The sequence below is a fragment of the Streptomyces sp. MST-110588 genome (genome assembly GCF_022695595.1).
Classification (GTDB): domain Bacteria; phylum Actinomycetota; class Actinomycetes; order Streptomycetales; family Streptomycetaceae; genus Streptomyces.
Map to the genome: position 1 here is coordinate 5209999 of NZ_CP074380.1, position 19997 is coordinate 5229995.

The following is a 19997-nucleotide window of genomic DNA, read 5'->3' on the forward strand; positions in this document are numbered from 1 at the left end:
GACTACTGAGGTGCGCTGTACGGGGGGTGCTGTGGGGCGCGGCCCGGCGTGAGCTGACAGACTGTCCATCACCAATTCAGTACGCAGCTCAGTACCCGGTACTCAAGGACCCGGTCCCGTACCCGGCAGGTATCGGCCCGAGACGATGGAGGCAGCGCGGTGTCGGAAGCCAGGACCCCTGCGCAGATCGAGGCGGACATCGTCCGCAGGCGGCAGGCGCTCGCGGTGACGCTCGACGAGATCGGTGTGCGACTGCACCCGAAGACGATCATCGGGGAAGCGAAGGCGAAGACGGCTGCCGCGGTGGACCGTACGGCGGGACGGGCCTACGTGGCTGCCAACCGGGCGGTCTCCGACGTGCGCGCCCAGCTCGTCTCCCAGGACGGGGCGCCCCGGATGGAGCGGATCGTGCCGGTGGCGCTGATCGGCGTGGCCGTGATCGGGCTGCTGGCGCTCAGCTCCAAGAAGCGCCGTTCCTAGGGCCGGGACCCGGGTCGGCCGGGGGTCGGGCGCCGTCCGGGCCCACGGGCAGGTACGGTCATGCCGTGAGCCGGAATAACGCCAAGGACACCCACGACAAGCTGCCCATCCGGATGCTGCACGACCGCGTGCTGGTCCGGACCGACATCGCCGAGGGGGAACGCCGCTCGACCGGCGGCATCGTCATCCCGGCGACCGCCGCGGTCGGCCGCCGACTGGCCTGGGCCGAAGTGGTCGCGGTGGGACAGAACGTGCGGACCGTGGAGCCGGGCGACCGGGTGCTGTACGACCCGGAGGACCGGGCCGAGGTCGAGGTGCGCGGGATCGCGTACGTCCTGATGCGCGAGCGTGACCTGCACGCGGTGGCGGCGGAGCGCCTGGAAGGCAGCGAGGACTCCACGGGTCTGTACCTGTAGACGGACCTGTAGTCGTACCTGTGGACGGACTCGTGGAACGACCTGTGAACGACGTGTAGAACGATGTGCGGGCCCGTGAGGGCGTCCGCGCCGGGTCCGTACGCAGCGGGCGGTGACCGAGGTCACCGCCCGTTTTGTTCGCCTTTTGCTAGGGTCGGAACCACCCGACGAGACGCGCCGTACCGGGTCAGGACAAGACGACGCACCCCTGGAGTCACTGTCCCCGGAGGTGCCGTCATGGCATGGATCCTGCTCGTGATCGCCGGCCTGCTGGAGGTCGGCTGGTCGGTCGGCATGAAGTTCACCGAGGGCTTCACCCGGCTGTGGCCCAGCGTCTTCACCGGCGCGGGCATCCTCGCCAGCATGCTGCTGCTGTCCTACGCCGCCCGTACCCTGCCGATCGGCACCGCCTACGGCGTCTGGGTCGGCATCGGGGCCGCGGGCGCGGCGGTCGTGGGCATGCTGGTGCTGGGCGAGCCGGCCACCGCGGCCCGGATCTTCTTCATCTGCCTGCTGCTGGTCGCGGTGGTCGGCCTCAAGGCGACGTCGGGACACTGATCCCCGGCGCGACGTCAGCCCCTTCGGGGCGGTGATCCCGCCGGCCGGGCTAGGACATCTGCGGCGTCTACGACATCCGCCCGTACGGCATGTACCACCCGGCCGGGCCCCCGTCGATCCCCCCGTTGACCCCGCCGTTGGGCCCCACGGTCGGGAAGCTCTCGGTCGGTCCCACCGTCGGCGGCCCGTTGGTCGGCAGCGGCGGACTGGTCGGCGGTACGAAGGTGGGCGGGGCCGTGGGCGCGGTGGTCGGCGGGGAGGGCGGCGCGGACGAGGACGGCGGCGCGCTGGAGGACGGCGGGGCGCTGGTCGTGGGCGGCGCGGAGGAGCTGGCCGGTGGCTCCGTGGACCGCGGGCCAGCGCCGCTCATCAGTTCCAGGTCGAAGTCCTTGACCGGCTCGTCCTTCAGCGCCGCGGCCGTGTACGCGGCCCAGATCTCCGCGGGGAACCCGCCGCCGTTGACCCGGTCCACGCCCCCCGCGCCGTACAGCGGCTCCTGCTTGGCGGTGTCGGGATTCTGGCCCATGACGGCCACGACGGTGGCCAGATCGGGGGTGTAGCCGGCGAACCAGGCGGCCTTGTCCTCCTCCGCGGTGCCGGTCTTGCCCGCCGCGGGCCGCCCCACGGCCCGGGCCGCCGCCCCGGTGCCGCCGGGGTTCTCCACGACGCCGCGCAGGATCGAGGTGGTGGTGTCGGCGGCCTCCCGGCTCACCGCCGTCTTGTCGCCCCGCTCGGGCAGATGGACGCTCTCGCCGCCCTTGACGGCCTTCTTGACCAGGGAGTACCCGCGCTGCTGACCGTGGTTGGCCAGCGTCGCGTACACCTCGGCCATGTCCAGCACGCTGGGGGTGGCGGTGCCCAGCGCGACGGCTCCCTGGGAGGAACCCAGGCTCGGGGTGTCCTCCGGGACGCCGAGGGCGACGGCGGTGTCCTTCACCCGTTCGGGGCCGACGTCGATGCCCATCTGGGCGTAGACGGAGTTGACGGACTTGTCGGTGGCAGTGGCCACGGTGATCTGCCCGTAGTTGACGTTGCCCTCGTTCTCGGGTGCGAAGCCGGTGGGCCGACCGTTGCGCTCCGCCATCCGCCCGCTGGTGCCGTCGTACGTCGTGTTCGGTGTGATCCGGCGGCCGTCCTGGGTGGTGGACCCGTTCGCCACCGCGGAGGCGAAGACGATCGGCTTGAAGATCGAGCCGACCTGGTAGTCGCGGCGGGTGGCGCTGTTGACGTACTGCTTGGCGTAGTCGATGCCGCCGTACATGGCGAGCACCTCACCGCTGTCCGGGTCGATGGAGACCCCGCCGGCCCGTACGTTGCGGTCCGCCTTGCGCGAGTCGCTGAGGTTGTCCATCAGCTTGGTCTTCACCGCTTCCACCAGGGCGTCCTGGTGTTTCTTGTCGATGGTGGTGGTGATGCGGTAGCCGCCGGCCGCCAGCGTCCGGTCGTCGATGATCTTGTTGGTGGTCAGGTAGTCCTTGACCGCCTCACGCAGATACCCGCGCTGGCCGGAGAGCCCGGTGGGGGGCTTGACCTTGCCGGGCGTGGGGAAGCTCATCGCCTGCCGGTCCGCGGGCGTGAGCCACTTCTTCTTGACCATGCCGTCCAGGACGTACTCCCAGCGCGCCCTCGCCCGCTGCTGGTTCTCCGGGTGGGCCACCACGTCGTAGGCGCTGGGGGAGTTGAGCAGGGTCGCCAGGTACGCGCCTTCGGCGGTGCTGAGCTTGTCGGAGTTCTTGCTGTAGTACGCCTGGGCGGCGGCCTGGATACCGTAGGCGTTGCGCCCGTAGTAGCTGGTGTTGAGATACCCCTCCAGGATCTCGTTCTTGCTCACCTCGCGGTCCAGTTTGATCGCGATGAAGAACTCCTTGACCTTGCGGGAGAGGGTCTGCTCCTGGCCGAGGTAGTAGTTCTTGACGTACTGCTGGGTGATGGTCGAGCCGGACTGCTTGCCCTTGCCGGTGACGGTGTTCCAGGCGGCGCGCAGCATGGCGGCGGGGTCGACGGCGGACTCGGAGTAGAAGTCGCGGTCCTCGGCGGCCAGCACCGCTTCCTGTACGGGCTTGGGCACCTGGCTGAGCGGCACGTTCTCCCGGTTGACGACGCCGTCACGGGCGAGCTGCGAGCCGTCCGCGTACAGGTAGACGTTGCTCTGCGCCTGCGCGGAACGGTTGGCCGGCGGGATGTCGACCAGCAGGTAGCCGGCCACCAGCCCGCCCCCGATCAACAGCAGGAAGAGCAGCGCGGCCCCCAGGACCATGCGCCAGGTCGGGATGACGCGGCGCCAGCCCGTGCGCCGGGGGCGGGACTTCCTGCCCTTCTTCCCGGGGGCGGGCGGCTCCGGGCGCTGCGCCCACCGGGGAGCGCCGCTCCCTGCGCCGTCCTGCTGTGGATCGTCACTCATATCTGTATGGACTCCTCGGCCGCCGCCGAGGGTTGTGCCGCGGCGGATCGGTATCACGTCGGGTGATGCGTTCCCTACGGGAGAAAAGGAACTGTCGCCCGATAAGAAACTGTCGCACCATGCGTTCCAGCCGATGAGGGCGGCGCGCACCTGTGACCGGTCCGTGACCGGCCGAATGGCCTTCACCGGCCACTCGGACGGGTGACAAACGCATGGTGGGGAGTCCGGCCCCTGGACTAGGCTCCGGTGCTTTGGCGTCAGGGGCGGTGACGTGGCGAGCGACGACGGCAGAAACGGGAACGGCGACGACGGCAGAAACGGGAACGGCGACGACCGCGACGACCGCGGTCGCAGCGGTGGTACGAGCACGCGGCGGACACCGGGGCCGCGCGTACGCCTGCCGCAGGCGTGGAGCCTGTACGCGGCCGTGGCGGCCGGCGGCTTCCGGCGCTACGCCACGTACCGTACGGCCACCGCCGCCGGTGTCTTCACCAACACCGTCTTCGGCTTCATCGTCGCCTACGCCTACACCGCCCTGTGGGACCAGCGCCCGCACCTGGGCGGGTACGACCTGCCGCGGGCGCTGACCTTCGTATGGACCGGGCAGGCCATGCTGGCGGCGGCGGCCCTGATCGTCGGCGGCGGCTTCCACGAGGAGCTCCAGGACCGCATCCGCTCCGGTGACATCGCCGTGGACCTCTGCCGGCCCGCCGACCTCCAGACGTGGTGGCTGGCCGCGGACCTGGGCCGGGCCGCCTTCCAGCTCCTGGGGCGGGGCGTGCTGCCGATGGCGGCCGGCGCCCTCGTCTTCGACCTGGCGCTGCCGGGGAACCCGCTGACCTGGGCCGCCTTCCTGCTGTCGGTGACGCTGGCCCTGGTGGTCAGCTTCGCGGTGCGCTATCTCCTCGCGCTGGCCGCCTTCTGGCTGCTGGACGGCTCGGGCGTCAACATGATGTGTGCGCTGGCCGCGATGTTCTTCTCCGGGATGGTGCTGCCGCTGCGGGCCTTCCCCGGCGGCCTGGGCGAGTTCGCCCAGATGCTGCCGTGGGCGGCGATGCTCCAGGTCCCGGCCGATGTGCTGCTGGGCCTGCGGACCGGCGCCGCCCTGGCGCGCGGGCTGGCCTTCCAGGCGGCGTGGGCGGTGGCGCTGCTGGCCCTGGGGCGGCTGATGCAGTCGGCCGCCACCCGCAAGGTGGTGGTGCAGGGTGGTTAGGTCCCGCGGCCCGGGCGGCGCCGTACGCATCGGCGTACTCCTTGAGGACGCGGGCGCCGCCGGCGGCCGGATGGCGTCGGTGGCGCAGGGCCTGCGCGCGTACGGACCGATCGTCTCGATGTGGGTACGCTCCACCCTCGCCTACCGCACGTCCTTCGTCATCATGGCCGTGGGCAACTTCGCCGCCAGCGGCCTGGACTTCGTCACGGTCGTGCTGATGTTCTCGCACGTCGACGCGCTCGGCGGGTTCACCCTGCCCGAGGTCGCCTTCCTGTACGGCACCTCCAGTACGTCACTGGGCCTGGCCGACCTGCTGCTGGGCAGCATGGACCGGCTCGGCCGACGGGTCCGCGACGGCACCATGGACACCCTGCTGGTGCGCCCCGTACCGGTCTTCGCGCAGGTCGCGGCCGACCGCTTCGCGCTGCGCCGGCTCGGCCGGATCACCCAGGCGGGCCTGGTGCTGGGCTGGTCGATGACACGGGTGGAGGTGGACTGGGACCTGGGCAGGGTGCTGATGGTCGTCCTGATGCTGCTGTGCGGCACCGCCATCTTCGGCGCCGTCTTCACCACCGGGGCCGCCTTCCAGTTCTTCGCGCAGGACGCCGCCGAGGTGCAGAACTCCTTCACCTACGGCGGCAACGCCATGCTCCAGTACCCGCCGACCGTCTTCGCCAAGGACCTGGTGCGCGGCGTCACCTTCGTCGTCCCGCTCGCCTTCGTCAACTGGATGCCCGCGCTGCGCCTGCTGGGCCACCAGGACCCGCTCGGGCTGCCGGGCTGGGTGGACTTCCTGGGGCCGGTGGTGGCGGCGGTGATGTGCGCGGGCGCGTGGCTGGCGTGGCGGGCGGGGCTCAGGAGCTACCGGAGCACAGGGAGTTGAACGGCATGGAGGACACGGGGGCCGCCCCGCAGGACCTGATCGTGCTGGAGGGGGTGGAGAAGGTCTTCGACGTACGGCGCAGGGCGGGCCGGCTGCGCCGCGTACGGCACCGGGTGCGGGCCGTGGACGGCATCGGCTTCACCGTGCCGCGCGGCGAGATGGTCGGCTACATCGGCCCCAACGGCGCGGGGAAGTCCACCACCATCAAGATGCTGACGGGCATCCTGGTGCCCAGCGCCGGGCGGCTGCGGGTGGCCGGCCTGGACCCCGCCCGGGAGCGCACCCGCCTCGCCCGCCGGATCGGGGTGGTCTTCGGGCAGCGTACGAGCCTGTGGTGGGACCTGCCCCTGAAGGACTCCTACGAACTGGTACGGCGGATGTACCGCGTCCCGCCCCAGGTCTACCGCCGCAACCTGGACCGCTGCCTGGAACTCCTCGACCTCGGCCCGCTGCTGCCCGTACCCGTACGGCAGCTCTCGCTGGGCCAGCGGATGCGCGGGGACATCGCGGCGGCGCTGCTGCACGACCCCCAGGTGCTCTACCTGGACGAGCCGACGATCGGGCTGGACGTCATCAGCAAGGCGAAGGTGCGGGACTTCCTGCGCGAGGTCAACGCCGAGCGGGGCACCACCGTCCTGCTGACCACCCACGACCTCACCGACATCGAGCAGTTGTGCAAACGGGTCATGGTCATCGACCACGGGCGGCTGGTGTACGACGGCGGGCTGGCCGGGCTGCACGCGGTGGGCGAGAGCGAACGGACGCTGGTGGTGGACCTGGAACGCGAACTGCCGCCCATCCAGGGCATCCCCGGAGCCCGTACGGTCAAGGTCGAAGGCCCCCGGCAGTGGCTGGCGTTCCCCGCCGCACACAGCGCCGCGCCCCTGGTCGCGGCCGTGGCCGAGCGGTATCCGATGGTGGATCTCTCGGTCCGGGAGCCCGACATCGAGGACGTCATCGCCAAGTTGTACGCCGGGAGCACAGCGCTGTGAGGGACGTCCGGCCGTGGCGCGACACCGCTCACGCGCCGCTGCTGTTCCGCCCCTGTGCGGACCGGAAGCGTCTTCGGCGCTTAATCTGTCCGTATGACTGAGGAACTCCCCGAACTCCGTGCCTCCGACACCGACCGTGAACGGGTCGCCGAGATCCTGCGCGAGGCCCTCGCCGAGGGGCGGCTGGCCATGGAGGAGTTCGACGAGCGGCTGGACGCGGCCTACAAGGCGCGTACGTTCGGGGAGTTGAGGCCGCTCACCGCCGACCTTCCGCAGTCCGGTACGGGTACGGGCGCCGCCCTCGCCCCGCGGGCCGCGGGCGTCGCGCCGGCGACCTGGCGGGAGCGCATCGGCGGTGACCCGTCCTCACGCGGCGCCTTCGCCTTCTGGGGCGGCTTCAGCCGCAAGGGACGGTGGACCGCGCCACGGGTCTTCACCGCGGGGGCGTTCCAGGGCGGCGGGGTGATCGACCTGCGGGACGCCAACTTCGAGGACCGCGACATCACGATCCGCTGCATCGTCTTCATGGCCGGCATGGAGGTCGTCGTGCCGCCGGGTGTCGAGGTCCAGGTCACCGGCTTCGGGTTCATGGGCGGCTTCGAGGACAGCGACCACGAGGTCGGGGACCCGGACGCGCCACGGGTGAAGATCACCGGCTTCGCCATGTGGGGCGGCGTCGGCCTCAAGCGCAAGGCGTCCAAGGCGGAGCGGCAGCGGCTGAAGGCCGAGCGCGAGCAGATCCGGCTGGAGAAGCAGAAAACGGACAGGTTGCGTAAGGAACTGGACTGAGAGCATCGGAACTGGACTGCGAGCGTCGGAAAGCGACGGGGAGCGTGTGAGCATGTGACGTCTTGGCCGACCGGCCTTCGGTTCGTCAGCGGTCGGCCGGTGTCCGTGGCGTGAGGCCGGTGACGTTCAGCGCGTCGGCCATGGCGCGGTTGCCCGCGTCGTTGGGGTGCAGATGGTCGCCCGAGTCGTAGGAGGGCCGCAGCCGCAGCGGCCGGCCGGGGTCGCGCAGTGCCTTGTCGAAGTCCACGACCGCATCGAAGACCGTGCCGGAGCGGATCGTCCGGTTGACCGCTTCCCGTACGGCGTTCAGCCTGGGGGAGTAGGCGCGGTGACCGCCGAAGGGCGTGAGCGTGGCGCCGGTGACCCGCAGCCCCCGGACGTGCGCGGACCGCACCACCCGCCGCAGGCCCGCCACCAGCCTGTCCGGGTCGAGCTGACGCGGTGACTTCATGATGTCGTTGATGCCGATCTCCACCACGACCGCCTTGACGCCCGCGCGGGAGAGCGCGTCCCGCTCCAGACGGGAGAGCACACCGGGCCCGTTGTTGGGGGAGAACCGGCTGCCGTCCACCAGCAGCCGGTTGCCGCTGATGCCCTGGTTCAGCACGCCGTAGCGGGGCGCGTCCGGCTCGCTGCGCAGCCGGCCGGCCAGGAAGTCCGTCCAGCGGTGGTTGGCGCCCTCGGTGGAGGCGATGCCGTCGGTGATCGAGTCACCGATGACCACGACCGAGCCGTGCGCCCGCGCGCTCCACACGTCCACGCCCGTCAGATAGCGCCAGGACGGGCTCCTTACGGTGTACGGCGTTCCCGTGGTGTCCCCGGCCCGGTCGCCGCGCGCCAGGTAGGAGGTCTGCCGGGCGTACGGGTGGTAGGTGGCGGGCCCGGCCGGGCCCGGGAGGTAGGTGGTGACCAGCAGGTCCGTGTCAGGGGGTACGGCCAGCCGTACGGGGTCGCTGGTGACCGTGCCCCCGGCCGGGACCGTCACCGTGAGCCGCCCGCCGAACGTCAGCCGGCGCAGCGAGCCCGCCGCCGCGGCGGGGCGGCCCAGGGCCGCGGCCCGCGCCAGGGTGGCGCGGCCGACGGGCAGCGGCCGGGTGCCGTACAGGTTGGAGAGCTCGATACGGGCGCTGGAGCCGCCGACGCTGGTGTGCACCACGTTGCGGACCGACGTCTGCGCGTACCCGTCCAGGCCGCCGCCGGGCTCGGCGGCGGCCGGTGCCGCGGACCATGTGCCCACCCACCGGCCCGGCCCCACGGGTGCCGCCGGGCCGCTCCGGCCGCCCGGGGAGTCCTCGTCGGTGACGGCGTACACCGCGGCCGAGAACAGCACCGCCACCGCCGCCAGTCCGGCGAGCAGCGTGCCGCGGCCCCCACTCCTGGTCATGCGGGCGGTCTCCTAGGGCAACGGGTGAGGGGGTGATCAGGGCGGTCCGGGGGAGGGGCAGGGGGCAGGGGGCGTGCCGGTCCGCCGGTGGTCCGAGGACCGGGAGCCGGGGTCCGGTGTCCAGAGCCCGGCCGGTCTTCCATGGTCCCACGGGGCGGCTGGATGCCGTCCGGCCGCCCCGGGCCGGCACCGGTACCGCGGCGGCAGTGGCCTCTGCCCCGGCGGCGGCACTCGCACCGGTGGCTGAACCCGTACCGGCGCCCCGGGTGGCGCCGGGAACTCGTGGCCGGTTCCAGGAGTAGGTCACAGTTGTACGGACAGTACGCATGGGCGGGTACGGCTCGGCTCGGACAGGTGGAGCGGATGGAACGGACGAATACCGACGCGGCGCCCCGGGCGGGCACCGCCCCGGCCGGTGGCCCGGCGCAGCGCCCCGGCGCTCGTCATGCCCCGCACGGCACCGGCGGCCCTGACGGCTCCGGCGGCGCCGGCGGCTCCGGGGCCCGGCACGGCTTCGGCGCCCTCGGCGGTCCCGGCGGCTTCGGCTACAGCCCCGCGGATGAGGAGAAGCGGCGCGGCGTACGGCGGATGAAGGCGTTCGCCACCGGCCTGCTGCTGGCCGTCGCCCTGGTCTACGCCCTGGCGAAATGGGGCCACTCCGCCGGGGCCGGGAGCTGGACGGGCTATGTGGCCGCGGCGGCCGAGGCCGGCATGGTCGGCGCGCTGGCCGACTGGTTCGCGGTGACCGCCCTGTTCAAACGGCCGCTGGGGCTGCCCATCCCGCACACCGCGATCATCCCGACGAAGAAGGACCAACTGGGACAGAGCCTGGGGGAGTTCGTCGGGGAGAACTTCCTGTCCGGTGACGTCGTACGGCAGCGGCTGCGCAAGGTCGGCATCGGCGCGCGGCTGGGCGCCTGGCTCGCCGAGCCCAAGAACGCCGACCGGGTGACCGCCGAACTGTCCGCCGCGCTGCGCGGCGCGCTGACCGTACTGCGCGACTCCGACGTCCAGGCGGTCGTCGGCGAGGCGATCACCCGTCGCGCGGACGCCCAGGAGGTCGCGCCGGGCCTGGGCAAGATGCTGGAGCGGATCGTCGCGGACGGCGGGCACAAGCGCGTGGTGGACCTGGTGTGCGTACGGGCCCACGACTGGCTCATCGCCCACAGCGACTCCGTCATGACGGCCGTCTCCGGCGGCGCGCCCGGATGGACGCCGCGGTTCGTGGACCGCAAGGTGGGCGAGCGGGTCTACAAGGAGTTGCTGCGCTTCGTGGCGGAGATGCGGGACATGCCCGAGCACCCGGCGCGCGGCGCGGTGGACCGATTCCTGAAGGACTTCGCGGGCGACCTCCAGTCGGACTCCGACACCCGCGAGCGGGTCGAGCGGCTGAAGTCGGAGGTGCTGGGGCGCGGCGAGGTGCAGGACTTGATCGCCTCCGCCTGGGGCTCCGTACGGGCCATGGTCGTGGCCGCGGCGGAGGACGAGCGCAGCGAACTGCGTACCCGGGCGCGCTCGGCGCTGCTGTCGCTGGGCAGCCGGACGGCGCGGGACGGCAAGCTGCAGAACAAGGTCGACGGCTGGCTGGAGGGCGCGGCCGTCCACGTCGTGACGACCTACCGGCACGAGATCACCTCGCTGATCACGGACACCGTGGCGAGTTGGGACGCCGAGCACACCTCAAGGAAGATCGAGGCGCACATCGGGCGCGACCTCCAGTTCATCCGTATCAACGGCACGGTCGTCGGCGCGCTGGCGGGCCTGTGCATCTACACGGTCTCCAGGCTCTTCGGCGGCTGACCCGTTCGGCGACCCTGTCCCCTGTTGCCCGTCGCCTGCCGTCCTCTGTCCGCCGCCCTGGGACCTCCGCCCGCCGCCGCGTGGCGCGGGGCGAGCCGGGCGTGATCCGTCCGCGCTAGTCTCCTCTCCCGTGCTGAAACGTCCCACGCTGCTGTGGCTGCTGGTCCCGTACGTGCTCTACCTGGGCGTGCTGCCCCTGGTGAACCGCGTGACGCCGACCGTGCTCGGCCTGCCGTTCCTGTTCTTCTGGCTGCTGCTGGCCACGCTGCTGACACCGTTGGCGGTGTGGCTGACGTGGCGCGGCGAGAAGAAGCGGGGCCGCGCGTGAACGCCGCCGTCTCGACCTCGATCTTCGGCGCCTTCATGGTGCTGACCGTCGTCCTGGGACTGCTGGCGGTACGTACGCGTGGCGGTACGGGGAAGGGGCGGCGGGGCGGCGGCCTCGCCGAGTGGTCGGTGGGCGGGCGCAGCCTGGGCACAGCCTTCATCTGGGTGCTGATGGCCGGCGAGAGCTACACCAGCTTCAGCTATCTGGGTGCCGCCGGCTGGGGCTACAACTTCGGCGCCCCGGTCGTGTACGTCATCGCGTACATGTCCTGCGGCTACGCCATCGGCTATGTCGTCGGCCCGATGCTGTGGTCCTACGCGCGCCGGCACGGCCTGGTCGGCATCACGGACATGGTGGCCCACCGCTACGGCCGCCCCTGGCTCGGCGCCGCCGTGGCGATCCTGGCGACCGTCTGCCTGCTGCCGTACATCCAGCTCCAGATCACCGGCATGGGCGTGGTCGTCTCCACCATCTCCTACGGCGCGATCAGCCTGAACTGGGCGTACTTCATCGCCTTCGCCGTCACCACGGCCTTCGTCGTGGTCAGCGGGCTGCGCGGCAGCGCCTGGGTCTCCGTACTGAAGGACGTCCTGGTCATCGGAACGCTGGCCTTCCTCGCCGTTTACGTCCCGCTGCACTACTTCGGCGGCTACGGCCCCTTCCTGGACCGGATGGTCGCGCAGAAGCCGCAGTGGCTGACCTTCCCCGGACACGGGCCGGGTGTCCTGGGCGAGGGCTGGTTCGTCACCACCACCGTCCTGAACTCCCTGACCGTGGTGATCTTCCCGACGACGGTTGCGGGCTACCTGGGCGCGCGCAACGCCGATGCGCTGCGCCGCAACGCCATCTACCTCCCCTTCTACAACGTGCTGCTGTTCGTGCCGATGCTGCTGGGCATGGCGGCGCTGTTCGTCGTGCCGGGGCTGGCCGGGGCCGACTCCAACCTCGCCCTGTTCAAGATGGTCGTGGACTCCCTGCCGTCCTGGGCGGTGGGCGTCATCGGGGTGGCCGCGGCCCTGTCCTCCATCGTGCCGATGGCGGTGTTCATGCTGGTCATCGGCACGATGTGGGGGCGCAGCGTGCTCGGTCCGCTGACCCGCCGGAGGGCGGCGGAGGGCACCGGTACGGCCCGTACGGGGGCGGAGGCGGGAGCCGGGGCAGGGGCCGGCGCGGGGGCCGGCCGGGCGCGGCCGTGGCGGACGGACGGTCAGAAGTTCTGGTCGCAGGTGGTGGTGGTCGTGGCGGGCGCGCTCGCGCTGCTGCTGACCTACACCGCCCCCAACACGCTGGTACGGCTGTCGCTCATCTCGTACGAGGGCATGGCGCAGCTCGTACCCATGCTGCTGCTGGGGCTGGTGTGGCGGCGGCTGACGCTGCACGGCGCGGTCGCCGGTCTGGTGACGGGTGTCGCGGTGGTGTGCGCCTTGGTGTTCGGCGAACACGACCCGGTGTGGGGGGTGAACGCGGGGATCGTGGCCCTCGCGGTGAACGTGGTGGTGGCGCTGGCGGTCACCTGGCTGGGTCCGCGGCCCCTGGACGACCGGCCGGATGCGGAGGTGCTGGCGTCCGACGTGGAGCCGCCGCGGGCGGGCGCGGTGGCGGCGGGAACCGGCTCCGAACAGGTGTGAACCGGCTCGGAACAGGCATGAGGCGGGGCGTCGGCCGGCTGCCCGGGCGGTCGGCCGGTCGCCGGGGCGGAACGGGGAGGCCCGGCGGTCAGCCGGCTGCCGGGGTGGTGATCTTCTTGCCGTCCTTGGAGACGGCGAACCACAGGCCGCCCTTGCCCTGCCCCTTGATGTCGCCGGGCTGCCGGTCGCCGGTGAACCAGTAGACCGGCCAGCAGCCGACCGCGAGCTGCCGGGTGCCGTCCGGACGCGTGACCGTACTGATCAGCTTGGCGGCGACGCCGGAGAGCTTGGCCTTGTCGGCGGGCCGGGCCGGTTTCCAGGTGTCCAGGCACGCGCCGACGCAGCCGAACCGCATCGGCCAGGCGCTGTCCTTGTTGAAGCGGTAGAGCGTACGGGCCTTGCCGTCCACGACGATCTCGCCGAGCCGGGGCTGGTCGAGGACCGAGACATCGGCCGGCGGCGCGGCACCGGCCTTCTTGCCGTCGGACGCCAGGGCGTTCCAGGTGCCGCCCACGCCGTGGCCCCTGGCCTGGCCGGGCCCGGTGTCCTTGGAGTAGCGGTACGCGGGCCAGCCGCCGACGGTGAGCTGTTTGGTCCCGTCGGCCCGTACGACCTGCCCGAGGGCGCCCGGGGCGATGCCGGGGGCGGCGGTGACGTCGGCGGCGGGGACCGGCGGCCAGACCGCGGCGCAGGCCCCGGCACAGGTCGCGCCGGACGGCTTGGCGGTGTCCTTGTCGAAGCGGTAGAGGGTCATGCCCTTGTCGTCGGTCACGACGGGGCCGAGCCCGGCGACCGCGCGCAGCGCGAGTGTCCCGGCCGGGGTGGCGGGGCGGGCGGGGGCGTCGGAGCCGTATCCGTCCGAGTCCGATCCCGATCCCGATCCCGAGGCCGGTCCCGAGGCCGGTCCCGAGGCCGGCCCCGAGGCCGAGCCGTATCCGTGGGCGCCGGAGTCCGCCTTGCTGCGCGCCGCGGGCTCGGCCGCGTCGTAGGAGGACGCGCCCCGGCCGGTGCTGCCGCAGGCGGCGGTCAGCGCCATGACGGAGGCCGCGACGGCGGCCACTCCCGCGTGATGACGGTTGCTCATGTTCTCTCCCTGGTGGGCTTCGGCGTGTGGTGGTGGACGCCGTTGCTGCGGGGATACGAGGGCATGGCGGCAGGCGTTCAGCAGGGTCGGAGATTGTCATCCGGTGGCAAAAGCGGCGTCCGGTAGCTCAGTTACCGCCACTGAACGCACAGCACCGTGTGAACCCTGTTCCCTTCCACCCCGGCACTGCGGTTACTCTTGGCGGACGACGCCGTACGGCATGACGGAACGGCGGTCACGACGCCGATCACGGGGAAGGAGGCACGCGTGACGCACCGGACGCACCGCGTCATCGACGCATGGCGGCTGTCCGCCGGCGCCGCGTTCTTCCTGCTCGCCGGATTCCTGCTCGCGCAGAGCGCTCCGGCCTCCGGTCTCGCCGCCGCCGCGGCCACCGCCGCCGTCGTCCTGCTGTGCCGCGCCTTCCTCCTCGCGGCCCTCGCCCGGCCGGAGCCGCCGGGCCGTATCCGTACGGCGATCCGCGACCGGGAGCGCCGTACGGCGTTCCTGCCACAGCGTGATCCCGATGCCGCGGGCCGTCCGCGGCCCCGAGCGCCGGGCCGTCCCCTCCCGACGGCCGCGTAGGCGCTCCACCAGCCCTCAAGGCACCTGGCAACCGAAGCCGTTCGCAACCGAAGTCGCGCCCGGCGCACTCCGAGGCATCCCGGCGCAGCCCGGCGTCCGCACACCCGCGTGTACGCCCGCGCACCGCGGTCCCGCGCGCCGGCTCGGCCCGGTCTGTTCCGGTCTGATCCAGCCTGTTCCGGTCTGATCCGGTCCAGTTTCGGCCGGTCCGCTGCGGTCCGCTTCGGTTCGGTGAGAGGTGAGCCTCCGCAGTCCGTCACGCCGATTCCCCGGCTTCCCGGCCCTTGCGGCCTCTTCCGGGGACCTGCATCCGCTTTCCGGCACGACGAGACCCGTGGAGGGCTCACCATGTCCGTTTTCTCCGCTCTCGGCGCTCTACTGACGTACGTCGCCGACGCACTCGACCCGCTGTTCGGCGCCTCGGCCACGGCCGCCGCCATCGTCCTGTTCACACTGTGCGTACGGGCCGCGCTGCACCCGCTCGCCCGCGCATCCGCCCGCGGCGAAAAGGCCAGGACCGCACTGGCGCCGCGCATGGCCGAACTGCGGCGCAAGTACCGCAACGACCCCGAACGGTTGGCGAAAGAGGTGACCGCCCTCCACGCCGAGTCCGGCACCTCACCCCTGGCCGGCTGCCTGCCCACGCTGCTCCAACTGCCGGTCTTCTTCCTCATGTACCACCTCTTCTCCTCCGGCGACGGCGATCTGCTCGACCACACGCTGCTGGGCGCGCCACTGGGCGGGAACTGGGGGCAGGCGCTGGCGGACGGCGGGGTCTTCGGCCCGCACGGCCTGGTGTACCTGGCGCTGTTCGCGCTGGTCGCGGCGGTCGCGACCTGGAACTACCGGCGGTCGCGTACGACCGTGGCAGCGGCTGCCCAGGCTTCGGCCCAGGCGTCGGCTCCGGCCCGAACCGCGCGCGGTGGTGACCCCGCGCCGTCCGTACCGGGCATGGCGGCCCTGACGAAGGTGATGCCGCTGCTGTCCTTCGGCACGCTGATCACGGTGGCCGTGGTGCCGCTGGCAGCCGGCCTGTACATGGTGACGACGACCACCTGGACGGCCGTCGAGCGCGCCCTGCTCCACCGTGCCGGCACCTCGGAGACGAACCCGAAGCCGTCCAAGGACGTGAAGCCGTCCAAGGACGTGAAGAAGGCTGCCCCTACCTCCGGGTAACGGTCCAGTGCGTGAACGGGGCCTTGCGGTCCGGCCCCCGTTCACGGACGATCGTCCGCACCGCTCGATGGCCGTCCCCATCGGCCGGCCCGGGAGCCACCCGGGCCGATGACCGACCCTGCGACCAACGGGAGTGGAACGGATGAAGCTGCTGCGTGTCGGAACGGCGGGGGCCGAACGCCCGGCGCTGCTCGACGGGGACGGCGTCCTGCGGGACCTGACCGGCCTGGTGCCGGACATCGACGGGGCGCTGCTCGCCGACGACGCGGCGCTGGCCCGCGTACGGTCCGCCGCCGCGTCCGGCCGACTGCCCGTACTGGACGCGGCGGCTGCGGCCGGAGCGGCCGGAGCGACCCGGCCCACCGCAGCCATTGGCGCCACCGGTGCCCCCGCAGCCGCCGGGCTGCGTACGGGCCCACCGGTGGCCCGTATCGGCAAGGTCGTGGGCATCGGCCTGAACTACCACGACCACGCCCGTGAGACCGGTGCGGCGGTCCCCGAGGAGCCGATCGTCTTCCTGAAGGCGCCGGACACGGTCGTCGGTCCGTACGACACGGTGCTGGTGCCCCGCGGCAGCCGGAAGACCGACTGGGAGGCCGAACTCGCGGTCGTCATCGGCCGCACCGCCCGCTACCTGGAAACCGGCGAACAGGCGCTGGCCGCGGTCGCCGGCTACGCCGTGGCGCACGACGTGTCCGAGCGGGAGTTCCAGATCGAGCGCGGCGGCCAGTGGGACAAGGGGAAGAACTGCGAGACGTTCAATCCGCTGGGGCCGTGGCTGGTGACGGCCGACGAGGTGCCCGACCCGCAGGCCCTGGGCGTACGGCTGTGGGTCAACGGCGAACTGCGGCAGGACGGGAACACCGCGGAGCAGATCTTCCCGGTCGCGGAGGTCGTCCGCCACCTGAGTCACTTCATGACGCTCCGTCCGGGCGATGTCATCAACACCGGCACCCCGGCGGGCGTGGCGATGGGACAGCCGGAGCCCAAGCCGTATCTGCGGGCGGGTGACGTCGTGGAGCTGGAGATCGACGGCCTGGGCCGGCAACGGCAGGAACTGAGGAACGCCTGACGCGCGCCTCCGCAGGACCCTGCGCATCCCGCCCCGTCGTTCCTCTCCGCCCTATCCTTCTCCTTCTCCTTCGGAGGCCGCAAAGCGCTCCAGGCCCTGGACGACCAGCGCGTGGTCCTCGTCCTGGGACAGGCCGGACACCGCGACGGCGCCGACCACCCCCGTGCCGCGCAGCCGGATCGGGAAGGCCCCGCCGTACGCGGCATAGCGGTCCGGGTCCAGCCGCGAGGACGCCTCGAACGTACGGCCCTTGGCCCGGAAGCGGGCGCCGACCAGGTACGAGGACTCGGCGTAGCGCTCGACGACCCGGCACTTGCGGGTGATCCAGGCGTCGTTGTCGGCGGAGGTGCCGGGCAGTGCGCAGTGGAAGAGCAGTTGGGCGCCGCGCCGTACGGCGACGGTGACCGCCGCGCCGCGCTCGCGTGCCATGTCCACCAGCAGGCAGCCGAGCCGCCAGGCGTCCTCGTTGCTGAAGGAGTCCAGGACCAGCCGCCGTTCCTGCGCCTCCAGCTCCCGTACCTGCTCCAGCGCCTCGCGCGTACCGCCGCTTCCCGTGCTCGTACTGTCGGTTCCCGCGCTCACGCCACCAGCTCCTGCGCTCACGCCGCCGTCACCTCCTCGATGCGCACCGTACGGCCCTCGGCGGCGGAGATCTTCGCCGCTTCCAGCACGCGCAGGGTGGCCGCGGCCTCGGTCGCTGTCACCGGCGGGCGCCCGCCGGTGCGCAGTGCCTCGGCGACGGCGGCGTAGTAGGCGGGGTAGTCGCCCGGCAGCGTGGGAACGGGCCGTACGCCCTCCGGCTCCGCCGCGGCACCTCCCGCACCCTGGGAAGTGCCCCCGCCCTGGGCGGCGTCCTGTGTGGTGCCGCCGGCCCCGATCCAGCCCCACGCCGACTCCGGCTCCACGCCCCAGTCGTCCCGGTCCGCGCCCGGCCGCAGGCCCGCGCGCAGTGCCGCCTCCTGGGGATCCAGGCCGTACTTCACATATCCGGCCGAGCTGCCCAGTACGCGAAAGCGCGGCCCGAGCTGGGCGGTGGTGGCGCTGACCCACAGGTGGGAACGGACGCCGCCGGTGTGGGTGATGGCGATGAAGGTGTCGTCGTCGGCCTCGGCACCGGGCCGGCGTACGTCGGACTCGGCGTAGACGGAGGCGGCCGGGCCGAAGAGGGTCAGCGCCTGGTCGGCGACGTGGCTCCCCAGGTCGTACAGCAGACCGCCGATCTCGGCCGGGTCACCGGACTCGCGCCAGCCGCCCTTGGGGCGCGGACGCCAGCGCTCGAAGCGCGACTCGAAGCGCTGGACGGTGCCGAGCGCCCCGTCGGCGAGGAGCTTGCGCACCGTACGGAAGTCGTTGTCCCAGCGGCGGTTGTGGAAGACGGAGAGCAGCAGGCCACGGCTGTCGGCGAGGGCGGCCAGGTGCTCGGCCTCGGCGGCGGTGGCGGCCAGCGGCTTGTCGACGACGACCGGCAGCCCGGCCTCCAGGGCGGCGGTCGCCAGCGCGACATGCGTCTTGTTGGGGGAGGCGATCACGACCAGATCCAGGTCGGCGGCCCGTGCGAGGAGGGCCTCGGCGGAATCGGCCGTACGGACCTGAGGGTGCTCGGCACGCGCCTGGGCCTGGCGCTCGGGGTTGCCGGTGGAGACGGTGTCCAGGACCAGGCCGTCGGTGGCGGCGATCAGCGGGGCGTGGAAGACCGAGCCGGCCAGGCCGTAGCCGATGAGGCCGACGCGCAGCGGACGGTGGGTCGCGGCGGGGGAGCCGGGGAGGCCGGGGGAGTCGCTCATGAAACCACTTAAGCAACGCTGTTGCCAAAGTGCAAGCGATGCGGACAATGGAGGCATGACCAGCGGAAATCCCGGCGAGCAGCACGCCGACAGCCTCGGCGGTGACCACACGGGTGCGCGCGTCGGCACCTCCCGGGGCGGCCCCCGAGGCAACGCCCGTCCCGGCGGGGCCAACCTCCCCGCGCTGCGTGACCACAACACCGCGCTGGTGCTCGGGCTGCTCCGCGCGGCGGGCCCGCAGGGCGTCAGCAGGCTGGAGCTGGCCGAGCACGCCGGCCTGACCCCGCAGGCCGTCAGCAAGATCACCGCCCGGCTGCGGGAGGCCGGCCTGGCCGCCGAGGCGGGCCGCCGGGCCTCCACCGGCGGCAAGCCGCGTACGGTGCTGCGCCTGGTCCCCGGCGCCCGGCACGCCGTCGGTCTGCACCTGGACCGCGACGAGAGCACCGCCGTCCTCGCCGACCTCGCGGGCGAACCCGTCGCCGTCCGCACCGACCCGCTCGCCTTCGGCGCGGGCGCCGAAACGGTCCTGGACGCCATCACCCGTCAGGTCGACGCCTTGCTCACCACCGCCACTGCCGCCTCCGTGTCCGCCTCCACCGCACCCGCACCCGGATCCGGATCCGGTCGTGCCCCCCACCTGCTCGGCGTCGGGGTCGCCGCTCCCGGCCCGCTGGACCACGAGGCGGGGATGCTGCACCGCGTGACGGGATTCCCGCAGTGGGACGGCTTTCCGCTGCGCGACGCGCTCGCCGCCCGGCTCGGCCTGCCCGTGGTGCTCGACAAGGACACCAACGCGGCGGCCCTCGGCCCGGCCCAGCGGGAGCACGGCGGCGGCTCGTTCGCCTACCTCCACCTGGGTACGGGGCTGGGCGCCGGGCTCGTCCTGAACGGGACCCTGTACCGGGGCGTACGGACCGGCGCGGGGGAGTTCGGCCATCAGGTCCTCCACCTGGACGGCCCGCCGTGCGACTGCGGCAAGCGCGGCTGTGTGGAGGCGCTGTGCCTGGCGGCGGTGGCACGCGGTGATCTGACGGAGGCGGCCCGCGTCCTGGGGGTGGCGGCGGCGAACCTGGTGGAACTCCTGGACATCGACCGGGTGCTGCTCGGCGGCCGTACGGTACTGGCCCACCCCAGCCCGTTCCTGCGGGGCGTCGAGGCGGCCCTGGCCGACCGCGCCCGTACGCGAGGCGGAGCCACCGGCCGTACGGTCCCGACCGCCCTGGCCCCCGGCGGCCCGCGCGCGGTGGCCGACGGCGCCGCCCACCTCGTCCTTTCCGCCCTCTTCACCGGCTCGCCCGCATCCTTCGCCGCCGCATCCTTCGCCGCCGCCCCCTGACCGGCCGCCTCGGAAACGTTCGCAGTCCCACCATTGCCCCGAACGAGTGGTGGGCCCGGGGACCAGCCACCTGCCACCACCTCCGGGC

The 19997-nt window shown here is 72.7% G+C and carries 19 protein-coding genes and 1 riboswitch; of the genes, 14 read left to right on the forward strand and 5 right to left on the reverse strand.

The window, feature by feature from the left end:
* Positions 1–159 precede the first annotated feature (159 nt).
* The 3 genes from KGS77_RS22845 to KGS77_RS22855 all read left to right on the forward strand — a co-directional run bounded on the left by KGS77_RS22845 (position 160) and on the right by KGS77_RS22855 (position 1454).
* A complete protein-coding gene (locus KGS77_RS22845) occupies positions 160–480 on the forward strand; it encodes a DUF3618 domain-containing protein (protein WP_242584867.1) in 321 nt (106 codons plus the stop codon).
* 113 nt (positions 481–593) lie between these two features.
* Positions 594–896 carry a co-chaperone GroES gene (locus KGS77_RS22850; RefSeq protein ID WP_242587630.1) on the forward strand — a complete coding sequence of 101 codons (303 nt, stop codon included), beginning with the start codon at positions 594–596 and terminating at the stop codon, positions 894–896.
* 135 nt (positions 897–1031) lie between these two features.
* Positions 1032–1103, forward strand: a riboswitch (guanidine-III (ykkC-III) riboswitch).
* A 30-nt stretch (positions 1104–1133) separates the two neighbouring features.
* Positions 1134–1454, forward strand: a complete 321-nt coding sequence (locus tag KGS77_RS22855) for a multidrug efflux SMR transporter (RefSeq protein ID WP_242584868.1) — start codon at positions 1134–1136, stop codon at positions 1452–1454.
* Between the two features lie 67 nt (positions 1455–1521).
* Here KGS77_RS22855 and KGS77_RS22860 read toward each other — a convergent pair whose 3' ends face one another.
* The gene (locus KGS77_RS22860; RefSeq protein WP_242584871.1) at positions 1522–3855 is read right to left on the reverse strand and encodes a transglycosylase domain-containing protein; all 2334 of its coding nucleotides are present in this window, start codon (positions 3853–3855) and stop codon (positions 1522–1524) included.
* Positions 3856–4252: 397 nt separating this feature from the next.
* On the opposite strand from KGS77_RS22860, the gene KGS77_RS22865 reads away from it, so the two are divergent.
* From KGS77_RS22865 to KGS77_RS22880, 4 genes are all read left to right on the forward strand, one after another.
* Entirely contained in the window at positions 4253–5068 is an 816-nt protein-coding gene (locus KGS77_RS22865) for an ABC-2 family transporter protein (RefSeq protein ID WP_242587631.1), read from the forward strand.
* 70 nt (positions 5069–5138) lie between these two features.
* On the forward strand, positions 5139–5951 hold the full coding sequence (locus KGS77_RS22870; RefSeq protein ID WP_242587632.1) for an ABC transporter permease: 813 nt from the start codon (positions 5139–5141) through the stop codon (positions 5949–5951).
* Positions 5952–5956: 5 nt separating this feature from the next.
* Positions 5957–6943, forward strand: coding sequence for an ATP-binding cassette domain-containing protein (locus KGS77_RS22875; RefSeq protein WP_242584873.1), 987 nt, complete (start codon positions 5957–5959; stop codon positions 6941–6943).
* Between the two features lie 93 nt (positions 6944–7036).
* Positions 7037–7732, forward strand: a complete 696-nt coding sequence (locus tag KGS77_RS22880; protein ID WP_242584874.1) for a DUF1707 domain-containing protein — start codon at positions 7037–7039, stop codon at positions 7730–7732.
* A gap of 85 nt (positions 7733–7817) precedes the next feature.
* Here KGS77_RS22880 and KGS77_RS22885 read toward each other — a convergent pair whose 3' ends face one another.
* Entirely contained in the window at positions 7818–9116 is a 1299-nt protein-coding gene (locus KGS77_RS22885; protein ID WP_242584875.1) for an SGNH/GDSL hydrolase family protein, read from the reverse strand.
* Between the two features lie 363 nt (positions 9117–9479).
* Here KGS77_RS22885 and KGS77_RS22890 point away from each other — a divergent pair, with 363 nt between their 5' ends.
* The 3 genes from KGS77_RS22890 (at position 9480) to KGS77_RS22900 (ending at position 12872) form a co-directional block, all read left to right on the forward strand.
* Entirely contained in the window at positions 9480–10916 is a 1437-nt protein-coding gene (locus KGS77_RS22890) for a DUF445 domain-containing protein (RefSeq protein WP_242584876.1), read from the forward strand.
* A gap of 130 nt (positions 10917–11046) precedes the next feature.
* The gene (locus tag KGS77_RS22895) at positions 11047–11244 is read left to right on the forward strand and encodes a DUF3311 domain-containing protein (protein WP_242584877.1); all 198 of its coding nucleotides are present in this window, start codon (positions 11047–11049) and stop codon (positions 11242–11244) included.
* Complete coding sequence (locus KGS77_RS22900) at positions 11241–12872, forward strand: sodium:solute symporter family protein (RefSeq protein WP_242584878.1); 1632 nt, start codon at positions 11241–11243, stop codon at positions 12870–12872. The genes KGS77_RS22895 and KGS77_RS22900 overlap by 4 nt, the downstream gene beginning before the upstream one ends.
* A gap of 88 nt (positions 12873–12960) precedes the next feature.
* On the opposite strand, the gene KGS77_RS22905 is transcribed toward KGS77_RS22900, so the two are convergent.
* Positions 12961–13956, reverse strand: a complete 996-nt coding sequence (locus tag KGS77_RS22905; RefSeq protein WP_242584879.1) for an SCO0930 family lipoprotein — start codon at positions 13954–13956, stop codon at positions 12961–12963.
* A 267-nt stretch (positions 13957–14223) separates the two neighbouring features.
* Between KGS77_RS22905 and KGS77_RS22910 the strand changes: the two genes are divergently transcribed.
* The 3 genes from KGS77_RS22910 to KGS77_RS22920 all read left to right on the forward strand — a co-directional run bounded on the left by KGS77_RS22910 (position 14224) and on the right by KGS77_RS22920 (position 16789).
* Complete coding sequence (locus KGS77_RS22910; protein WP_242584880.1) at positions 14224–14541, forward strand: DUF6412 domain-containing protein; 318 nt, start codon at positions 14224–14226, stop codon at positions 14539–14541.
* Positions 14542–14889: 348 nt separating this feature from the next.
* Positions 14890–15717 carry a membrane protein insertase YidC gene (yidC, locus tag KGS77_RS22915; protein ID WP_242584881.1) on the forward strand — a complete coding sequence of 276 codons (828 nt, stop codon included), beginning with the start codon at positions 14890–14892 and terminating at the stop codon, positions 15715–15717.
* A 142-nt stretch (positions 15718–15859) separates the two neighbouring features.
* Positions 15860–16789: a fumarylacetoacetate hydrolase family protein gene (locus tag KGS77_RS22920; protein ID WP_242584882.1), complete on the forward strand. Its 930-nt coding sequence runs from the start codon at positions 15860–15862 to the stop codon at positions 16787–16789.
* Positions 16790–16840: 51 nt separating this feature from the next.
* Here KGS77_RS22920 and KGS77_RS22925 read toward each other — a convergent pair whose 3' ends face one another.
* Positions 16841–17317 carry a heme-degrading domain-containing protein gene (locus KGS77_RS22925; RefSeq protein WP_242587633.1) on the reverse strand — a complete coding sequence of 159 codons (477 nt, stop codon included), beginning with the start codon at positions 17315–17317 and terminating at the stop codon, positions 16841–16843.
* A 71-nt stretch (positions 17318–17388) separates the two neighbouring features.
* Positions 17389–18573, reverse strand: coding sequence for a Gfo/Idh/MocA family oxidoreductase (locus KGS77_RS22930; RefSeq protein WP_242584883.1), 1185 nt, complete (start codon positions 18571–18573; stop codon positions 17389–17391).
* Between the two features lie 55 nt (positions 18574–18628).
* On the opposite strand from KGS77_RS22930, the gene KGS77_RS22935 reads away from it, so the two are divergent.
* Positions 18629–19909: an ROK family transcriptional regulator gene (locus KGS77_RS22935; protein WP_242584884.1), complete on the forward strand. Its 1281-nt coding sequence runs from the start codon at positions 18629–18631 to the stop codon at positions 19907–19909.
* Positions 19910–19997 lie beyond the last annotated feature (88 nt).